This window comes from Streptomyces sp. WG7 (genome assembly GCF_049975785.1).
In the GTDB taxonomy this organism is placed as follows: domain Bacteria; phylum Actinomycetota; class Actinomycetes; order Streptomycetales; family Streptomycetaceae; genus Streptomyces.
On sequence record NZ_JBNGGE010000036.1, the window covers coordinates 70,393 to 87,046 of the forward strand.

Sequence of the window (16,654 nt, forward strand, 5' to 3'; positions counted from 1 at the left end):
CGACGTAGGAGATATGAGTTACGGCCGGCCGTCGAGCCGTACGACCCGGACGGCGCCGGCCGGGACCGGAAGGCGGCCCGCGGCGCGTTCCCCGGTCAGCAGTTCGGTGCCGGGTGCGTCCAGCGGCACCTCGGCGTCCGAGGCGGTGTGGTTGATCGCGAACAGGTAGGTGCCCGACTCGCCGGTGCGGCGCACGACCTCGACGTCACGGGGCAGGTCGGCGCGCGGGGTGACGCGCGCGTCCTCGGCCGCCCGGGCCAGGACCGCGTCCAGGCCTTCCGCGCCCAGGCGGGTGGAGACGTACCAGGCGGTGCCCTCTCCGAGGCGGTGCCGGGTGACGGCGGGCCGGCCCGCGGCCAGGCCGTCGGCGTACGTCCACACCGGCTCGGCGCCGCGCGGCACGACGAACTCCGTCCACACGTCGGCGCTCAGCCCGGCACCGTCCGGGCCGGTGACCCGCACCCGTTCGCCGGCCAGCAGGGGCGAGAACTCCTCGACGGTGAGGCCCAGCACGTCCCTGAGCGCACCGGGGTACGCGCCCTCGTGGACGGCGTCGTGTTCGTCGACGATGCCGGAGAAGTACGAGACGACGAGGGTTCCGCCCCTCTCGACGTACTGCCTGAGGTTGTTCCCGGCCGCCTCGGTCGTCAGGTACAGGGCCGGGACGACGACCAGGGGATAGGCCGACAAGTCGGCTTCCGGGTGGGCGAAGTCGACCGTGAGGTGGCGGTCGTAGAGCGCCTCGTAGAAGGCGTCGGCGCGTTCGCGCGGGTCGTGGTCCTCGCTGGGGCGCCACTGGAGGTTCTGCGCCCACCAGGAGTGCCAGTCCCAGACCATGGCCGCGTCGGCCTCGGTGCGGGTGCCGCGGACGGGGCCCAGCGAGTCGATCGAGGCGCCGAGTTCCACCACCTCCCGCCACACGCGCGTCTCGGTGCCGCCGTGCGGCAGCATCGCCGAGTGGAACTTCTCGGCGCCGCGCCTCGACTGCCGCCACTGGAAGAACATCGCGCCCTCGGAGCCGCGGGCCACGTGGGCCAGGGAGTTGCGGGCCATCTGGCCGGGGGCCTTGGCGGGGTTGCGGGGCTGCCAGTTGACGCCCGAGGTGGAGTGTTCGAGCAGCAGCCAGGGTGCGCCGCCCGCGACGGAACGGGTGAGGTCGGCGGCCATGGCGAGGTTGACGTGGGTGCGGCGGCCGTCGGTGATCAGGTAGTGGTCGTTGGTGACGAGGTCGACCTCGCGGCCCCAGGCCCAGTAGTCGAGGGAGTCGCACTGGCTGAGGGCGGTCATGAAGTTGGTGGTGACGGGGACGCCGGGTGAGAGGCGGTGCAGGATGTCCCGCTCCGCCGTGAAGTTCTCGCGCAGGGTGGCGTCGGCGAAGCGCTTGTAGTCCAGCGCCTGGGCCGGGTTGCCGACCGTCGGTGTCAGGCGCGGCGGGTTGATCTGGCCGAGGTCGGCGTAGCGCTGGCCCCAGAAGGCGGTGCCCCAGGCCTCGTTGACGGCGTCGACCGTGCCGTAGGTCTTTTCCAGCCAGCGTCGGAAGTGCGCGGCGCAGGAGTCGCAGTAGCAGGCGGAGACGGGGACGCCGTACTCGTTGTGGACGTGCCAGAGCGCGAGCGCCGGGTGGGTGCCGTAGCGCTCGGCGAGTTTGGTGGTGATGTTCGCGGCGGCGGCGCGGTAGTCGGCGTTGCTGTGGCAGATGGCGCCGCGGGAGCCGAACTCGTACCGCACGCCCTCGGCGGTCACGGGCAGCGCCTCCGGGTGGGCACGGTAGAACCAGGCGGGCGGGACCACGGTGGGCGTGCCGAGGTCGACGCGGATGCCGTTCTCGTGCAGCAGGTCCAGCAGTCGGTCCAGCCAGCCGAAGTCGTAGGTGCCCGGTGCGGGCTCCAGCAGCGCCCAGGAGAAGATCCCGGCGCTCACCATGGTGACGCCGGCCTCGCGCATCAGCCGGACGTCCTCGGGCCAGACGTCTTCGGGCCACTGCTCGGGGTTGTAGTCCCCGCCGAAGGCGAGCCCGGTGAGGCCTCTGGGGGTGGTCTCCGGCATGGATGGTCTCCCGTGTGATCGATCAATTGGGAACGTGCACACACATCTCCAGCGGTGCGAGCCCAACATAACCGCACAGCAACAACCATTGACAAGTGTCCGGGATGTTTCTCTACTGTGAACGCTCACAGAAGCATGGCAGGTCTCCGCAGCAGGCGGAGGCCCAGGTCAGGGGAGAGTTCCATGCCGTACACGAAGCGCCGCCGCCTGGTGACTTCCGCCGTCGCCGTCGCACTCGGCGCCACCACCCTCGCCGCCTGCGGCTCGTCCGACGACGGCGGCGGCGCCCAGTCGGGTCCGGTCTCGCTGACGTACTGGACCTGGACGCCCGGCATGGACAAGGTCGTCGACCTGTGGAACAAGGGCCCGGGCAAGGAGCAGCAGATCACCGTCACGGTGAAGAAGCAGGCGTCCGGCGACACGCTGGTCACCAAGATCCTCACCGCGCACAAGGCCGGCCAGGGGCCCGACCTGGTGCAGGCCGAGTACCAGGCACTGCCCACGCTCGTCAGCAACGACGCGCTCGCCGACATCTCGGGCGAGGTCGGCGACGTGAAGGGCGAGTTCGCGGAGGGCGTGTGGCAGCAGACCACACTGGGCACGGACGCGGTCTACGCCGTCCCGCAGGACATCGGGCCGATGATGTTCTACTACCGCGAGGACCTGTTCGAGAAGTACGGCCTCGAGGTCCCGGCCACCTGGGACGAGTTCGCCGAGACCGCGCGCAAGCTGAAGAAGGCGGCTCCCGACAAGGACCTCACCACCTTCTCCGCCAACGACTCCGGCCTCTTCGCGGGCCTCGCCCAGCAGGCCGGCGCCAAGTGGTGGTCGACCGAGGGCGAGAAGTGGAAGGTCGGGGTCAACGACGAGGCGACGAAGAAGGTCGCCGAGTTCTGGGGCGGCCTCGTCAAGGAGGGCGCCGTCGACAACCAGCCGATGTACACGCCGGCCTGGAACAAGGCGCTCAACACGGGCAAGCAGCTCGCCTGGGTCAGCGCCGTGTGGGCGCCCGGCACGCTGACCACCGCCGCGCCCGACACCAAGGGCAAGTGGGCCATGGCCCCGCTCCCGCAGTGGCCGGACGGCGGGAACCGCACCGGCAGCTGGGGCGGCTCCTCCACCGGCGTGACCACCGACTCGAAGCACAAGGACGCCGCCGCGAAGTTCGCCGAGTGGCTGAACACCGACCGCGGCGCGCTGAACGCCCTGGCCAAGGAGGGCGGCATCTACCCGGCCTCCACCTCGGCCCAGCTCAGCGGCGCGTTCACCAAGCCGCCGGAGTTCTTCTCCAACCAGCCGGACTTCTACACCAAGGCCGCCGACATCGCGAAGACGACGGCGCCCTCCGCCTGGGGACCCAACGTCAACGTCGCGTACACCACCTTCAAGGACGCGTTCGGCGCCGCCGCCAAGGACAAGTCGGACTTCGCCGCCGCCCTCGACACCATGCAGGAGGAGACGGTCGCCGACCTGAAGAAGCAGGGCTTCGAGGTCGCCCGGTGACCAGCACGACGGCACGCCGCGGGCCGCACGGGGTCAAGGGCGCCCCGAACGCCCACCCGTCCCCCACCAGCGCCCGCAAAGGAGCGCTCCGCGCCCCCTACTTCTTCCTCGTCCCCGCGATCGCCCTGTTCCTGCTGTTCTTCGCGCTGCCCATCGGCTACGCGGTCTATCTCAGCTTCCGCAAAGTGGAGGTGTCCGGGCTCGGCCTCGGCGCCGGTGCGCGGCAGGAGGTGTGGGCCGGCTTCCAGAACTACACCGACGCCCTCGGCGACAGCGAGCTGCTGGACGGAGCCCTGCGCGTGCTCGGCTACGGCTGCCTCGTCGTGCCCGTGATGCTGGGCCTGGCCCTGCTGTTCGCCCTGATGCTCGACTCCGAGAAGGTGCGGTTCACCCCGGTCACCCGGCTCGCGATCTTCCTGCCGTACGCCATTCCCGGCGTGGTGGCGGCGCTGCTGTGGGGGTTCCTGTACCTGCCGGACGTCAGTCCCTTCTACTTCGTGCTCGACCGGCTCGGTCTGCCGCAGCCGGACCTGCTGGACGGCGGTCCGCTCTACCTCGCCCTGTCGAACATCGCGATCTGGGGCGGCACCGGCTTCAACATGATCGTCATCTACACCTCGCTGCAGTCCATTCCGGCCGAGGTGTACGAGGCGGCGAAGCTGGACGGCGCCTCCCCGTCGCAGATCGCGCTGCGCATCAAGATCCCGATGGTGGCGCCGTCGCTGGTGCTGACGTTCTTCTTCTCGATCATCGCCACGCTCCAGGTGTTCAGCGAGCCGACCACCCTCAAACCGCTCACCAACTCCGTGTCCACGACCTGGAGTCCGCTGATGAAGGTGTACCAGGACGCCTTCGGCAACGGCGACATCCACGCGGCCGCGGCCCAGGCGGCGATCATCGCGCTCGTCACCCTGGCGCTGTCCTTCGGGTTCCTGCGGGCCGCCAACCGCCGCAACAAGCAGGAGGCAGCACGATGAGTTCCCTCGCCGTCCGCAAGGCACAGCCGGCGGCGGGCACCACGCCCGGCACCGCCCAGGGGCCCCCGCCGCGCCGCCGGATCGCGCTGGTCCCGACGCTCACGCTGCTGCTCGGCGCCGTCTACTGCCTGCTGCCGGTGGCCTGGGTGGTGATCGCGGCCACCAAGTCGGGCAGCGAACTGTTCTCCACCTTCACCTTCCTGCCGGGCACGGGCTTCGCCGACAACCTGGGCGACCTCAGCGCCTACCGCGACGGCGTCTACTGGCAGTGGATGGCCAACTCGGCCCTCTACGCCGGTCTCGGCGCCCTGCTGTCCACGGCCGTGTCGGCGGTCAGCGGCTACGCGCTGGCGACCTACCGCTTCCGCGGCCGGGAGACCGTGTTCAACGTACTGCTGGCGGGCGTGCTGATGCCCCCGGTGATCCTCGCCGTCCCCCAGTACCTGCTGCTGGCCGAGGCGGACCTGACGGACTCGTACCTGTCCGTACTGCTCCCCCAGATCCTCTCCCCCTACGGCGTCTACCTGGCGCGGATCTACGCGGCGGCGGCCGTACCCGCCGACGTGGTGGAGGCCGGGCGGATGGACGGGGCGAGCGAGTGGCGCATCTTCACCCGGGTCGCGCTGCCGATGATGGTGCCGGGCCTCGTGACGGTGTTCCTGTTCCAGTTCGTGGCCGTGTGGAACAACTTCCTGCTGCCGTACATCATGCTCAGCGACGACGAGAAGTTCCCGATCACGCTCGGTCTGCACACGCTGCTGGAGCAGGGCGCGAACACGCCGGCGCTCTACACGCTGGTGATCACCGGTGCGTTCCTCGCGGTGCTTCCGCTGGTCGTCCTCTTCCTGGTCGTCCAGCGCTTCTGGAGCCTCGACCTGCTCTCCGGGGCCGTAAAGTCGTGACCATGAGCAATACGGGGGGCCGGCGCCGACCGCCCACGATCCACGACGTGGCGCGCGAGGCGGGAGTGTCGCGGGGCACGGTGTCACGGGTGCTCAACGGCGGGCACTACGTCAGTCCGGCCGCGCAGGAAGCCGTCAACGCGGCCATCCGCAAGACGGGTTACGTCGTCAACCGGCACGCCCGGTCGCTGATCACCGGACGGTCGGACTCGGTGGGCTTCCTGCTCACCGAGCCGCAGGAGCGGTTCTTCGAGGACCCCAACTTCAACGTCCTGCTGCGCGGCTGCACCCAGGCGCTGGCCGCGCACGACGTCCCGCTGCTGCTGATGCTCGCCGGGACCCAGGACGAACGGCGGCGCATCACGCGGTACATCACGGCGGGGCACGTCGACGGGGTGCTGCTGGTGTCCAGCCACTCCGGGGACCCGGTCGCCGAGGAACTGCGCGCGGCGGGGGTGCCCCTGGTGGCGTGCGGCAAGCCGATCGGGCTGGGCTCGAAGGTGAGTTACGTGGCCGCCGACGACCGGGACGGCGCCCGCGACATGGTCCGCCATCTGCTGTCGCTGGGACGGCGGCGGGTGGGTGTGGTCACCGGCCCGCTCGACACCCCGGGCGGTGTGGAGCGCCTGGCCGGCTACAGGGAGGTGCTCGGCGAGGCCGGCATCGCGATCGACGAACGGCTCGTCGTCTCGGGCGACTACAGCCGGGCGAGCGGCGAGGCCGGGGCGGAGCGGCTGCTGGCGCGGGCCCCCGACATGGACGCCGTGTTCGTGGCGTCCGACCTGATGGCGCAGGGGGTACTGGCAGCACTGCAACGGGCGGGGCGGCGAGTGCCCCAGGACGTGGCGGTGGGTGGTTTCGACGACTCCCCCGCGGCCGTCGCCGCCAGTCCCGAGCTGACCACCATCCGGCAGCCCTGGGACCGGATCAGCGCCGAGATGGTCCGGGTGCTGCTGGCCCAGATCGGCGGGGAGGACCCGGCGGCGGTGATCCTGCCGACCGAGCTGGTGAAACGGGACTCGGCGTGAGCCGTGTTTCCTCGGTGTGTCCCGTGGGGGTGTCCTCGGGCCTGCCCGGGTCGTTTCCTCGGGCCTGCCCGGGTCGTTTCCTCGGGCCTGCCCGGGTAGTTTGCTCGTGGCCTGCCCGGGGCATTTCCCGCATTCCCTCGGGCCGGGGTGGGGCGTTTCCCCGGTCTGACCGGAGCGTTTCCTCGGGTCTGACCGGAGCGTGTTCCTTGCGCGCACACTAGTTGCACAGTCAATGAACAGTGCTCCCGGTGTTACCGTGCTGGTATGGCAGTCAAGACGGCCGGTGCGCGGCTCGAGGAACGGTGGCGTGAGATCCTCTCGGTGCACGCGCGCACCATGTGCGAGATCGACCGTGCGCTGCACCCGCACGGTCTCGGCGCGAGCGACTTCGAGGTGCTCGACCTCCTCGTGACCGAGGGGCCGGGCGAGGGCGCCCAGTGCCGGGTGCAGAACCTGGTCGGCCGGGTCCACCTGAGCCAGAGCGCCCTGTCCCGGCTCATCGCCCGGCTGGAGAAGGACGGGCTGGTGGAGCGCACGATGTGCGCGGAGGACCGGCGCGGTGTGTACGTGGCGCTGACCCGCAGGGGCCGCGACCTGCACACCGAGGTGCTGCCGTTGCAGCGGGCCGTACTGGCCCGCATGCTCGGCGACGGCGAGCGCCCCTAGGGACGGGCCAGCAGGGTACGGACTCCGTCCGACGTGAGCGTGAGGCGGTGCTCCGAGCCGGCGTCGATGGACAGCGACAGGTCGTCGGCCGGCCACTGCGCGGCAAGGGCACCCAGCGGCACCATGCGGTAGCGGGAGACGTACGGCAGCAGGTCGGCCATCTCCAGCTCCGAGGTGAACACCGGCACCACCTGACGGCCGCCCTGCTGTTCCAGGACCGGCAGTGCCAGCATCCCGGGGTCCGCGGCGTCCTGCTCGTTGGCGTCGTCGGGCACCGGGATGAGGACGTCGCTGCTCGCGAGTGTGTCGAGCGCCGCCGTGTCCTCGGTGTTCTCGGCGAGTGTGTCCAGCGCGCGCCGGGCGGGCGAGACGGAGTTGTCGTTCGCGGGTGTTTCCATGACTGATCCCTGATAGCGGCGGTGATGGGGCCCGCCCCGATGATCGGTACGGGGCGGTCCAGCCTCGCGTACCCGATCGTCCAGGGCGCAATCCTGTTCCCACACCCGGTGCCGGCACGATCACGTTCGGCCGGGTTCGGCGGGAAGCTCGAGAACCCCGGGGTACGCCGGAGTCGAGAACCCCGGGGTACGCCGGAGAGCCGCGAGGTGTGCCGGGGATGTGAGTACTGGGGCTCGTGCGGTTACCCGGAAGGCCTCCGAGGGTTCCCGGGGGTTCCGGGAGTCCAGGCACCGACCGGGAGAAGTGCTCATGTCCCACACCACCAGCGCCCGAGAAGTGGTCGACGCCATCAAGGACGTCGACTTCCCCGCGGGCAAGGACGACCTGATCCGGGCGGCGCGTGAGGCGGGCGCCTCGCAGGACGCCGTCGCCGCGCTGCGCGGCATCCCGCCCGAGAGCTACGCCAACCGCGAGGAGGTGGCCCGGTCGGTGCGCGTGGACCCCGCCTCCGACCTCGGCACCTCTCCCGCGCAGCGCGCCGAACAGGCCCGCGCGGGCGGCAAACCGGGCCAGTCGCAGCATCTGCGCGAGGTGCCGAAGCCGCCCGTGGAGGAGGAACTGGACCGGGACCGCTGACAACGCGGAAGCCAGGACCCGACCCGGCGCAGGCCCGGCGTCCGGCACGCTCCCGGCGTCCTCGCCCTGCGTCGACCGGGTCCTCGGTCGGCGCACGCCGTCGCGTGCGCCCCCTCGGCACCCCCGAAGCGCGCCCGAAACACACCCGAAACACCCAGTGCACCCCCAACGCACCCGCAACCTTTCGGCCATTCGGCTCGTCTCACCCATACCGGAACTTGCATACACCGGGGGACACAATGCGACGAAGCAGAACAGCATGGGTGACGGTCGTACTCGCGGGCGCCGTCCTGGGGACGGCCACGGTCGCGGCCGACGCGGCCCCGGGCACCGACGCGCGGAGCACCGTACGCGACACCGCGCACACCACGGCATGCCCCACGGGCTGGGGCAGCCTCGCCAAGACCCGGGCCGCGGGGACGACGGCCCCGGTGAAGGACGTCAGGACGGCGCGCCACGCGTGCTTCGACCGGATGGTCGTCGACGTACCCGGTGCGAGCGCCGACCGCATCGGTTACGTCGTCCGGTACGTCGACCGGCTTCACCAGGACGGCTCGGGCCGCCCGATCGCGGTGGACGGCGGAGCCGTCCTGGAGGTCAGGGTCGCCGCACCCGGCTACCGCCCCGAGACCGGTGCCGCCACGTATCCCGGCCGGGCGGACCGGCCCCTGCCGGATGTGGACCTCACCGGCTACCGCACCTTCAGGGACACCCGCTTCGCCGGCAGCTTCGAGGGCGAGACACAGATCGGGCTCGGCGTCCGCACCCGGCTGCCCTTCCGGGTGCTGGCGCTGGACGGCCGCCTCGTGGTGGACGTCGCCCACTCCTGGAGCGGGACGCGCTGAGCCCCGGGGGCTCGACGGCGCCTCGTTCCGGGCGCTCGGCGGCCTCCACCAGCGCGGCCGGTTCGGCCAGGGCCATGCGCGCGCCCGTCTCGTCGCCCGCGGCGGGCACCGCGTCGGGAAGCCCGTCGTGGGCGACGACGGCCTCCGTGCCACCGCCCGCTTCGGTGAGCGTGGTGGTCATCGTCCTCGTGCCCCGGAAGGCGGGGTCGGCCGACTCGAACTCGAGCACCTCCACCACCTGTCGGCCGGGCACGAGCCGCGCGAAACGCCCGTGGCAGGTGTCGGTGTGCGCGCCGGACCTGCCGGCGGCCGTCGGCGCCTCACAGGTGAGCGAGACGCGGAAGGCGCCACCTCTCGCGCGTCGAACATGTGCACCAGCGCGGTCATGCCGCCCGGAACCCGCCATGCCGCGACGGCGTCCGCGTCCAGCAACGCGCGGTACACGGCGGAACGCGGGGCGTTCACGTGCCGGGAGACCCGGGTCGAGTGCATGGCACCAGCCCTACTGGCACTCGTCCGACCAGGACCTCCTGGCACTCATCTGATCAGGAGGGGGCCCACTTGATCGATCAGAAGTGCGGTCGGGTTAGCATATGAGCGCCGCCTAGCTCGAAAGATAGAGACGTGACTGTCAACGACGACTCGTTCACCAACTGGAAGCACCGCGAAGAGACCGCGGAATCGATGATCCCGATGATCGGGAAGCTGCACCGGGAGCAGGACGTGACCATCCTGCTGCACAGCCGTTCCCTGGTGAACAAGTCGGTGGTCAGCATCCTCAAGACCCACCGCTTCGCCCGCCAGATCGCCGGTGCGGAACTGTCGGTCACCGAGACGATGCCCTTCCTGCGGGCCCTCACCACGCTCGACCTCGGTCCCTCGCAGATCGACATCGGCATGCTCGCCGCGACCTACAAGGCCGACGACCGCGGGCTGACGGTGGAGGAGTTCACCGCGGAGGCCGTCGCCGGAGCCACCGGCGACAACAAGACCGACCGCCGCGAGGGCCGCGACGTCGTCCTGTACGGCTTCGGCCGCATCGGCCGGCTCGTCGCCCGCCTGCTCATCGAGAAGGCCGGCTCGGGCAACGGCCTGCGGCTGCGCGCCATCGTCGTCCGGGGCGGTGGCGATCAGGATCTCGTCAAGCGCGCCTCGCTGCTGCGCCGCGACTCCGTGCACGGCCAGTTCCAGGGCACGATCACCGTCGACGAGGCCAACAGCACGATCCTCGCCAACGGCAACGTCATCAAGGTGATCCACGCCGACGACCCGACGCAGGTCGACTACACGGCGTACGGCATCAAGAACGCCATCCTCATCGACAACACCGGCAAGTGGCGCGACCGCGAGGGCCTGTCGAAGCACCTGCGGCCCGGCATCGACAAGGTCGTCCTGACCGCGCCGGGCAAGGGCGACGTCCCCAACATCGTCCACGGCGTCAACCACGACACCATCAAGCCGGACGAGCAGATCCTGTCCTGCGCGTCCTGCACCACCAACGCGATCGTCCCGCCGCTGAAGGCGATGGCCGACGAGTACGGCGTGCTGCGCGGCCACGTGGAGACGGTCCACTCGTTCACCAACGACCAGAACCTGCTGGACAATTACCACAAGTCGGATCGTCGCGGCCGGTCCGCGCCGCTGAACATGGTCATCACCGAGACGGGTGCCGCCTCCGCCGTCGCCAAGGCCCTCCCGGGGCTCAAGGCGAAGATCACCGGCAGCTCGATCCGCGTGCCCGTACCGGACGTGTCGATCGCGATCCTCAACCTCCAACTGGCCCGCGAGGCCACCCGCGAGGAGGTCCTCGACCACCTGCGCGGCGTGTCGCTGACCTCGCCGCTGAAGCGCCAGATCGACTTCATCAGCGCCCCCGACGCGGTCTCCAGCGACTTCATCGGCTCGCGCCACGCCTCGATCGTCGACGCCGGCGCGCTGAAGGTCGAGGGTGACAACGCGATCCTCTACCTCTGGTACGACAACGAGTTCGGCTACTCCTGCCAGGTCGTGCGCGTCGTGCAGCACGTCTCCGGGGTGGAGTACCCGACGTACCCGGCCCCGGCGGTCTGATCGCGACAGCGCGTGAGGGGCGGTGGGTTGTCTCCCCCCGCCCCTCACGCGTGCTGGTTCAGGACGCCATGTGCTGCGCGAACAGCCGGGTCAGCGCGGTCGGCGCGGTGATGGCGGTGCCGACGACGACGCTGTGCGCGCCCGCCGCGAGGGCCTGCGCGGCCTGCTCCGGCGTGGCGATCCGGCCCTCGGCGATCACCGGGGTGCCGATCGCCCCGGCGAGGTCGGTCACGAGGGCCAGGTCCGGCGCCGTCTGGACCGGGGAGCCCGGCACATAGCCGGACAGGGTGGTGCCGACGAAGTCGGCCCCCTGGGCGGCCGCCGTCCGGCCCTCGGCGAGAGTCGAGACGTCGGCCATGACCAGGGCGCCCGCCGCGTGGACGGCCTCCACGAGTTCCGCGAACGTACTGCCGTCGGGGCGCGGCCGGGCGGTGGCGTCGGCCGCGACGACCGCGGCACCCGCCTCCACGAGGGCGAGCGCGTGGCGCACGGTCGGGGTGATGAAGACGCCGCTGTCGCCGTCCTTCCACAGGCCGATCACCGGGAGGCCGACGGCCGCGACCGTGGCGGCGACGACCTCCGGGTCGTTGACCCGCACGGCCGCCGCACCCCCGTCGCGTGCCGCGAGGGTCATGCGGACCAGGGTGCCGGTGTGGCGCATCGGGTCCCCGGGCGGGGCCTGGCAGGAGACGATCAGGCGGCCGGCCAGGGATTCGGCCAGGGGCTGGGCCGGGGTCATGGGGCAACTCCCGTGGTCTGAGGGCGGTGCAGGGGCAGGGTCCGGGGCAGCGCGGCCGCCCCGAGGACGGCGGCGTCGGCTCCGCCGTGCGGCGGCGCCGGGCGCAACGCGCGCAGCGGGGGCATGAGTTCAGCGGTGAACGCCGCACACAGGGCGTCCCGGTACAGGTCGCCGACGCGGGGCACGCCGCCGGCGACGACCACGCGGTGCGGGCCGAGCGCGTTGGCGAGGCCGCCCAGAGCACGGCCCATCGCGCGGGCACCGAGCGTGATGGCCTCCGTGGCGTGCGGGTCGCCGTGGGCGGCGCGTTCGGCGACGGTCTGGAGGCGGTTGGCCCGCTGACCGCCGCGCCGCGCGTAGTGGGCGGTGATGGCGGGTCCGGCCGCGATCGCCTCCAGGTGGCCGGTCGCCCCGCAGGTGCAGGGCAGGCCGTCCGCCTCGGGGCTCGGCAGGTGTCCGAGGTGCCCGGCGATTCCGGCGGCGCCGTGCAGCACGCGTCCCGACGCGGCGACGGCTCCTCCGACGCCGGTGCCGACGGCGGCGTAGATCAGGATGCCGTCGTCGCCGAGGGCGGCGAGTTCCGTCGCGGCGGCGGCGCGTACGTCGTTGTCGCAGGCCACGGGGAGCCCCGTACGGGTCGCGAGGCCGACGGCCAGGGCGGTGCCGGCCCAGCCGCGGATCGTGTCGGTGGCGCTGGTGACGGTGCCGGTGGCGGGGTCGATGACGCCGGCCGCGGCGACGCCGATCGCGGCGGCCCCCGGCGCCCACACCGCGCGGGCCCCCACGGCCAGGGCGTCCAGCACCGCCTGGGCGCCCTCTGTCGCCGGGGTGGGCAGGGTGTGCCGGGCCAGGACCGTGCCGTCGGCCCCGACCAGGGCGGCGGCGATCTTCGTGCCGCCCAGGTCGAGGCCGATCACCGGCGCGTCGAAGTGCCGTCCGCTCATCGGACCGGGAGCAGCCCGGCGCCGCGCAGGTGCCGCTCGACGTGGGCGACCGAGGCCTCGCCCAGCTGGATCTGCGGGGCGGCGGTGGTGCCGTGCGTGAACACCCCGAGCAGCCGCAGGGCGTGCTTGAAGGCGCCGATGGCGGAGGAGTTGCGGCCCATCTCGTCCTCGGAGCCCGCGTCGACGAGGCCGAACAGCTCGACGAGCCGCTCCTGTTCCCTGACCGCGCCGTCCAGGTCGCCGCCGCGCACGGCGTCGTAGAGGCGCACGTAGCCGGCGGGGTCCACGTTGCCGAGGCCGGGGACGACGCCGTCGGCGCCGGCCAGCAGGGCGGCGTCCACGGTGAGTTCGGAGCCGGTGAGGATGCTGAACGAGGGTGCCGGGCCGTCCTTCCGGCCGTGGCGTCCGCCGAGTTCGACGATCAGGCGGCGCAGTCCTCCCTCGTCGCCGCTGCTGTCCTTGAGACCGGCGAGGGTGCCGTCCACGGCGAGGTCGCGCACCAGGGCCGTGGAGAGCTTGCTGTGTACCGAGACGGGCAGGTCGTAGGCGTACAGGGGCAGGTCGACGCCGGACCGGACGGCGCGGAAGTGGCCGGCGATCTCGCGCGGGTGGGTGCGGGCGTAGAAGGGAGCGGTCGCCACCAGGGCGTCGGCGCCCGTCTGCCGGGCGGCCCGAGCGTGGGCGAGCACTCGGGGGGTGGTCATGTCGATGACGCCGGCGAGCACGGGCACCCGGCCCGCCGCCGCCTCGACGACCGTCTCCAGGGCCACCGCCCGCTGCCGGTCGGTGAGGAAGGCGACCTCGCTGCTGGAGCCGAGGGCGAACAGCCCGTGCGCTCCCCCGCCGACGAGGTGCTCGACGAGCCGGGCGAGCGATGCGGTGTCGACCTCGCCCGACGCATCCAGAGGAGTGCAGACGGGCGGCACGACGCCGCTCAGGGGCTGGGACGAGGACATGGTGTCTCCTGGGCTGTGCGAGTGGTGGTACGGGGTGGAACGGGCCGCCCGCGCACCGCGTCGAAGGGCGGGTGTGCGGGCGGCCCCGGCCGGTCTACGGCGCGGTGACGGTGAGCGTCGCGTCGCCGTAGGAGTGCTGGGAGCCGCGGACCTGGTAGGTCGCGGTGGCCGCCACGCCGCCCGCGGTGGCGTTCGCGGGGACGGTGACGGGGATCTTGACGTTGGCGCCCTGGCCCGGGTCGAGCGCGGGCATGGTGACGGCGGGGGCGCTCCAGCCCTGCGGCAGCTCCAGGGAGACCGTGCCGGCGGGGAGCCGCACGTCGTTCTGGCTGACGACGCGGACCGTGACGTCGGTGGTCCTCCCGGCGGGCAGGGACGCGGGCGGGGTCACGGTGACGGGTGCGCAGACGCCGCCGAGCCACTTGAGGTCGAAGGACGAGTAGGTGATGTGCCGGTAGTCGTCGCGCTCCCACAGCAGGCCCATCCGGGGGTTGGCGCCGGTGCCGTCGCTGAGCGGGGTGAGCGTGGAGTAGGCGGCCGAGCCGGCCTCGACGGTCCTGCGCACCGGCCAGTTCCGCCCGTTGTCGCAGGAGAGGCGGACGGTGAGGTTGCTGCGGCTGCCGGTGGTGGCGGTGTTGCTGAACAGCAGCCAGGAGGACCGCGGGTGGGAGGCGGGCACGTCCGGTGCGAAGCGGGCGACGGAGCCGTTGTTCGCGGGGTCGGGCAGTTCCCTGTCCTGCTGGAAGGGGGTGTAGGTGACGCCGCCGTCGGTGGAGTACGCGACCGTGCGGTACGGCTTGGAGCGGTTGTTGAGCATGACGCGGCCGTCGGACAGCTCGACGGTCTTGTTCTCGTCGCCGCCGGGCCCCACCGGGGTGCCCGTCTTCCAGGTGGCGCCGTGATCGTCGCTGTAGGCGCTGACCGCGTAGTTGGCGCCGTTGTGGCGGATGGCGTACTGCTGGATCAGGCGGCCCTTATAGGTGCCGTGCCGCAGCTGGATCCCCTCGCCGGAGGCCGCGAACATGCCGGCCCAGGCGGGGTTCTTGATGTCGGCGGTGATCCGCTCGTGCTTCCAGGTCAGGCCGTCGTCGTCGGAGTAGCTGTAGTCGGCCTGGAGGACGTTCGGGTCGCTCTCGTCGTTGCCGGTCGCCGAACCGAAGAAGCCCTGGTTCACGGAGGCGGCGTAGAAGACGAAGATCCGTCCGGTCTCCCGGTCGACCAGGAGGCTGGGGTCGCCGTAGCCCTTGGGGGCGGCCTCCTTGCGCACCACCCGCTGTGCCTGCCAGGTGGAGCCGCCGTCGGTGCTGCGGCGCACGACGACGCCGATGTTGCCCGGCAGGTCGCCCAGGGTGGGCCGGGCGTCGTAGGCGGCGATCAGCGTGCCCTCGGTGGTGCGGGTCAGGGCGGGGATGCGGTAGTGGGGGGAGCCGGTGCCGGCGGTGGCGATGTCCTGCGAGGTGAGGGTGCCGGCGGTGGCGGCGGGCGGTGCCTCGGGCGCGCCGTGCGCGAGGGGGACGGTGGCCACGAGGACGGCCAGGGAGGCGGTGCCGATGGCCAGGGAGACTCTTCGCTGCATGAACAGGCCTCTTCTCGGGTGAGGGGTCAGGCGAGTTGGGGGTCGTGCAGGGCGGAGAGACCGGTGGGGGCGCCGGGCGGGGCGAGCAGTTCCCGCAGCCGGGCGAGTTGTGCGCGCCGGTGGTGGCCGCCGCCGCCCTCGTGGCCGTTGAACTCGTAGACGCGCAGGTCCTTGGGGCCGCCGTAGCGGTGGTAGGCGGCGAAGCACGTCGAGGGCGGGCAGACCTCGTCCATCATGGCGATGGAGAAGAGGGCCGGGGCGGTGGCGCGGGCGGCCAGCAGGGCCGCGTCGACGTAGGACAGGGTGGTGAACACGGTCTCGGTGCGGTCGCGGTGCAGGCGCAGGTACTCGGCGACCTCGGTGTAGGGCGGCAGTCCGGTGATGCTCGCCGCGCGCCGGATGTCGCACAGGAACGGGACGTCGGGCAGCACGCCCGCCAGGCCCGGCACCAGCCCGGCCACCGCGAGGGCGATGCCGCCGCCCTGGCTGACGCCGGTGACGGCGACCCGGTCCGGATCGACGGCCGGGTGCGCGCGGACGGCGTCGACGCAGCGCACGGCGTCCGTGAACACCCGCCGGTAGTAGTGGTCGTGGGGGCTCTCCACACCTCGGGTCAGGAAGCCGGGGACGGTGCCGTTGAGGGCGGCGGTGTCGGGGGTGTCCCCTCCCGCGGTGGACCAGCCCTGGCCGCGCGTGTCCATGATGAAGTGCGCGTAACCGGCGTTGGCCCACAGGACCTGTTCGTGCGGCAGGCCGCGCCCGCGTCCGTAGCCGAGGTACTCCACCACGCAGCCCAGCGGGCCGCTCGCCCCGGCGGGCAGGTGGAGCCAGCCGCGCACGGGCTCGCCGGCGAATCCGGGCACGGTCGCGTCGTAGGTCGTCACCTGGGTCAGGCCCGTCTCCACGGGCGTGAAGACGGGGGGCGTCGCGTGCGTCCGTGCCTCGCTCAGGGTCTGGTCCCAGAAGGCGTCGAGGTCGGCGGGCTCGTCGAGGTCGGGCCGCAGTGCGAGGCACTGGGCGAGCGGGAGGTCCGTCAGTGGCATGAAGGGGCCCCGGTGTCTGAGGCGTGCGCGCGGCGCAGCGCGAAATCACGGAAGTACGGAAGTACGGAAGTACGGAAGTACGGAAGTACGGAAGTGCGGAAGTGCGGAAGGGAAACGGCCGGTCCGACTCCCGAAAGACCAGGAGAGAAGACGTCTGATGTCTGTTGTCCTGGGACACTAGAGATCCGGACGACGAGCGTCAAGTACCCACCCGCCTCACCCCCGGGGGTGTCGGCCTCCGGTGTCGCGGGCAGCGGGCGGTGGGCGTAGGAGCCGATGCCGAGCCGGTCGGTGTGCTCTCGGAAGTACAGGTCGCGGTCCTGG

15 protein-coding genes and 1 pseudogene are annotated in these 16,654 nt (G+C 72.0%); 8 read left to right on the top strand and 8 right to left on the bottom strand.

Annotated features, from left to right (window positions below; genetic code table 11):
• Nucleotides 1–18: 18 nt before the first annotated feature.
• Complete coding sequence (locus tag ACP4J0_RS28480; RefSeq protein ID WP_426601588.1) at nucleotides 19–2,046, bottom strand: beta-galactosidase; 2,028 nt, start codon at nucleotides 2,044–2,046, stop codon at nucleotides 19–21.
• A gap of 183 nt (nucleotides 2,047–2,229) precedes the next feature.
• On the opposite strand from ACP4J0_RS28480, the gene ACP4J0_RS28485 reads away from it, so the two are divergent.
• From ACP4J0_RS28485 to ACP4J0_RS28505, 5 genes are all read left to right on the top strand, one after another.
• On the top strand, nucleotides 2,230–3,549 hold the full coding sequence (locus ACP4J0_RS28485; RefSeq protein ID WP_426601589.1) for an ABC transporter substrate-binding protein: 1,320 nt from the start codon (nucleotides 2,230–2,232) through the stop codon (nucleotides 3,547–3,549).
• On the top strand, nucleotides 3,546–4,526 hold the full coding sequence (locus tag ACP4J0_RS28490; RefSeq protein ID WP_426601590.1) for a carbohydrate ABC transporter permease: 981 nt from the start codon (nucleotides 3,546–3,548) through the stop codon (nucleotides 4,524–4,526). The genes ACP4J0_RS28485 and ACP4J0_RS28490 overlap by 4 nt, the downstream gene beginning before the upstream one ends.
• Complete coding sequence (locus tag ACP4J0_RS28495) at nucleotides 4,523–5,428, top strand: carbohydrate ABC transporter permease (protein WP_426601591.1); 906 nt, start codon at nucleotides 4,523–4,525, stop codon at nucleotides 5,426–5,428. Before ACP4J0_RS28490 ends, ACP4J0_RS28495 begins: the two co-directional genes overlap by 4 nt.
• On the top strand, nucleotides 5,425–6,456 hold the full coding sequence (locus tag ACP4J0_RS28500; RefSeq protein WP_426521941.1) for a LacI family DNA-binding transcriptional regulator: 1,032 nt from the start codon (nucleotides 5,425–5,427) through the stop codon (nucleotides 6,454–6,456). Before ACP4J0_RS28495 ends, ACP4J0_RS28500 begins: the two co-directional genes overlap by 4 nt.
• A 264-nt stretch (nucleotides 6,457–6,720) precedes the next feature.
• Entirely contained in the window at nucleotides 6,721–7,122 is a 402-nt protein-coding gene (locus ACP4J0_RS28505; protein ID WP_426601592.1) for a MarR family winged helix-turn-helix transcriptional regulator, read from the top strand.
• Here the strand turns inward: ACP4J0_RS28505 and ACP4J0_RS28510 are convergent.
• Complete coding sequence (locus ACP4J0_RS28510; protein ID WP_426601593.1) at nucleotides 7,119–7,520, bottom strand: SseB family protein; 402 nt, start codon at nucleotides 7,518–7,520, stop codon at nucleotides 7,119–7,121. The two genes, ACP4J0_RS28505 and ACP4J0_RS28510, sit on opposite strands and share 4 nt — an antisense overlap.
• Before the next feature lie 310 nt (nucleotides 7,521–7,830).
• On the opposite strand from ACP4J0_RS28510, the gene ACP4J0_RS28515 reads away from it, so the two are divergent.
• Nucleotides 7,831–8,157, top strand: a complete 327-nt coding sequence (locus ACP4J0_RS28515; RefSeq protein ID WP_426601594.1) for a DUF2795 domain-containing protein — start codon at nucleotides 7,831–7,833, stop codon at nucleotides 8,155–8,157.
• A 239-nt stretch (nucleotides 8,158–8,396) separates the two neighbouring features.
• Nucleotides 8,397–9,002 (top strand): AMIN-like domain-containing (lipo)protein, encoded by a 606-nt coding sequence (locus ACP4J0_RS28520; protein ID WP_426601595.1) that lies wholly within the window; start codon nucleotides 8,397–8,399, stop codon nucleotides 9,000–9,002.
• A gap of 34 nt (nucleotides 9,003–9,036) precedes the next feature.
• On the opposite strand, the pseudogene ACP4J0_RS28525 reads toward ACP4J0_RS28520, so the two are convergent.
• Nucleotides 9,037–9,494: pseudogene (locus ACP4J0_RS28525) on the bottom strand (SRPBCC domain-containing protein); the annotation flags it as partial.
• Between the two features lie 132 nt (nucleotides 9,495–9,626).
• Between ACP4J0_RS28525 and ACP4J0_RS28530 the strand changes: the two are divergent.
• On the top strand, nucleotides 9,627–11,072 hold the full coding sequence (locus ACP4J0_RS28530; protein WP_426601596.1) for a glyceraldehyde-3-phosphate dehydrogenase: 1,446 nt from the start codon (nucleotides 9,627–9,629) through the stop codon (nucleotides 11,070–11,072).
• 58 nt (nucleotides 11,073–11,130) lie between these two features.
• Here the strand turns inward: ACP4J0_RS28530 and ACP4J0_RS28535 are convergent, their stop codons facing one another.
• The 5 genes from ACP4J0_RS28535 to ACP4J0_RS28555 form a co-directional block, all read right to left on the bottom strand.
• On the bottom strand, nucleotides 11,131–11,811 hold the full coding sequence (locus tag ACP4J0_RS28535; protein ID WP_426601597.1) for an N-acetylmannosamine-6-phosphate 2-epimerase: 681 nt from the start codon (nucleotides 11,809–11,811) through the stop codon (nucleotides 11,131–11,133).
• Complete coding sequence (locus ACP4J0_RS28540) at nucleotides 11,808–12,755, bottom strand: ROK family protein (protein WP_426601598.1); 948 nt, start codon at nucleotides 12,753–12,755, stop codon at nucleotides 11,808–11,810. The genes ACP4J0_RS28535 and ACP4J0_RS28540 overlap by 4 nt, the downstream gene beginning before the upstream one ends.
• Complete coding sequence (locus ACP4J0_RS28545; protein ID WP_426601599.1) at nucleotides 12,752–13,711, bottom strand: dihydrodipicolinate synthase family protein; 960 nt, start codon at nucleotides 13,709–13,711, stop codon at nucleotides 12,752–12,754. Before ACP4J0_RS28545 ends, ACP4J0_RS28540 begins: the two co-directional genes overlap by 4 nt.
• Before the next feature lie 94 nt (nucleotides 13,712–13,805).
• On the bottom strand, nucleotides 13,806–15,287 hold the full coding sequence (locus ACP4J0_RS28550; protein WP_426601600.1) for an exo-alpha-sialidase: 1,482 nt from the start codon (nucleotides 15,285–15,287) through the stop codon (nucleotides 13,806–13,808).
• Nucleotides 15,288–15,313: 26 nt separating this feature from the next.
• Complete coding sequence (locus tag ACP4J0_RS28555) at nucleotides 15,314–16,330, bottom strand: acetylxylan esterase (protein WP_426601601.1); 1,017 nt, start codon at nucleotides 16,328–16,330, stop codon at nucleotides 15,314–15,316.
• Between the last annotated feature and the right edge of the window lie 324 nt (nucleotides 16,331–16,654).

What these genes read in the sequence shown, in the direction of transcription:
- ACP4J0_RS28485 (WP_426601589.1), top strand. Translation starts at nt 2,230, where the DNA reads ATGCCGTACACGAAGCGCCGCCGCCTGGTGACTTCCGCCGTCGCCGTC.
- ACP4J0_RS28480 (WP_426601588.1), bottom strand. Translation starts at nt 2,046, where the DNA reads ATGCCGGAGACCACCCCCAGAGGCCTCACCGGGCTCGCCTTCGGCGGG.
- ACP4J0_RS28555 (WP_426601601.1), bottom strand. Translation starts at nt 16,330, where the DNA reads ATGCCACTGACGGACCTCCCGCTCGCCCAGTGCCTCGCACTGCGGCCC.
- ACP4J0_RS28535 (WP_426601597.1), bottom strand. Translation starts at nt 11,811, where the DNA reads ATGACCCCGGCCCAGCCCCTGGCCGAATCCCTGGCCGGCCGCCTGATC.
- ACP4J0_RS28545 (WP_426601599.1), bottom strand. Translation starts at nt 13,711, where the DNA reads ATGTCCTCGTCCCAGCCCCTGAGCGGCGTCGTGCCGCCCGTCTGCACT.
- ACP4J0_RS28495 (WP_426601591.1), top strand. Translation starts at nt 4,523, where the DNA reads ATGAGTTCCCTCGCCGTCCGCAAGGCACAGCCGGCGGCGGGCACCACG.
- ACP4J0_RS28515 (WP_426601594.1), top strand. Translation starts at nt 7,831, where the DNA reads ATGTCCCACACCACCAGCGCCCGAGAAGTGGTCGACGCCATCAAGGAC.
- ACP4J0_RS28520 (WP_426601595.1), top strand. Translation starts at nt 8,397, where the DNA reads ATGCGACGAAGCAGAACAGCATGGGTGACGGTCGTACTCGCGGGCGCC.
- ACP4J0_RS28505 (WP_426601592.1), top strand. Translation starts at nt 6,721, where the DNA reads ATGGCAGTCAAGACGGCCGGTGCGCGGCTCGAGGAACGGTGGCGTGAG.
- ACP4J0_RS28540 (WP_426601598.1), bottom strand. Translation starts at nt 12,755, where the DNA reads ATGAGCGGACGGCACTTCGACGCGCCGGTGATCGGCCTCGACCTGGGC.
- ACP4J0_RS28550 (WP_426601600.1), bottom strand. Translation starts at nt 15,287, where the DNA reads ATGCAGCGAAGAGTCTCCCTGGCCATCGGCACCGCCTCCCTGGCCGTC.
- ACP4J0_RS28510 (WP_426601593.1), bottom strand. Translation starts at nt 7,520, where the DNA reads ATGGAAACACCCGCGAACGACAACTCCGTCTCGCCCGCCCGGCGCGCG.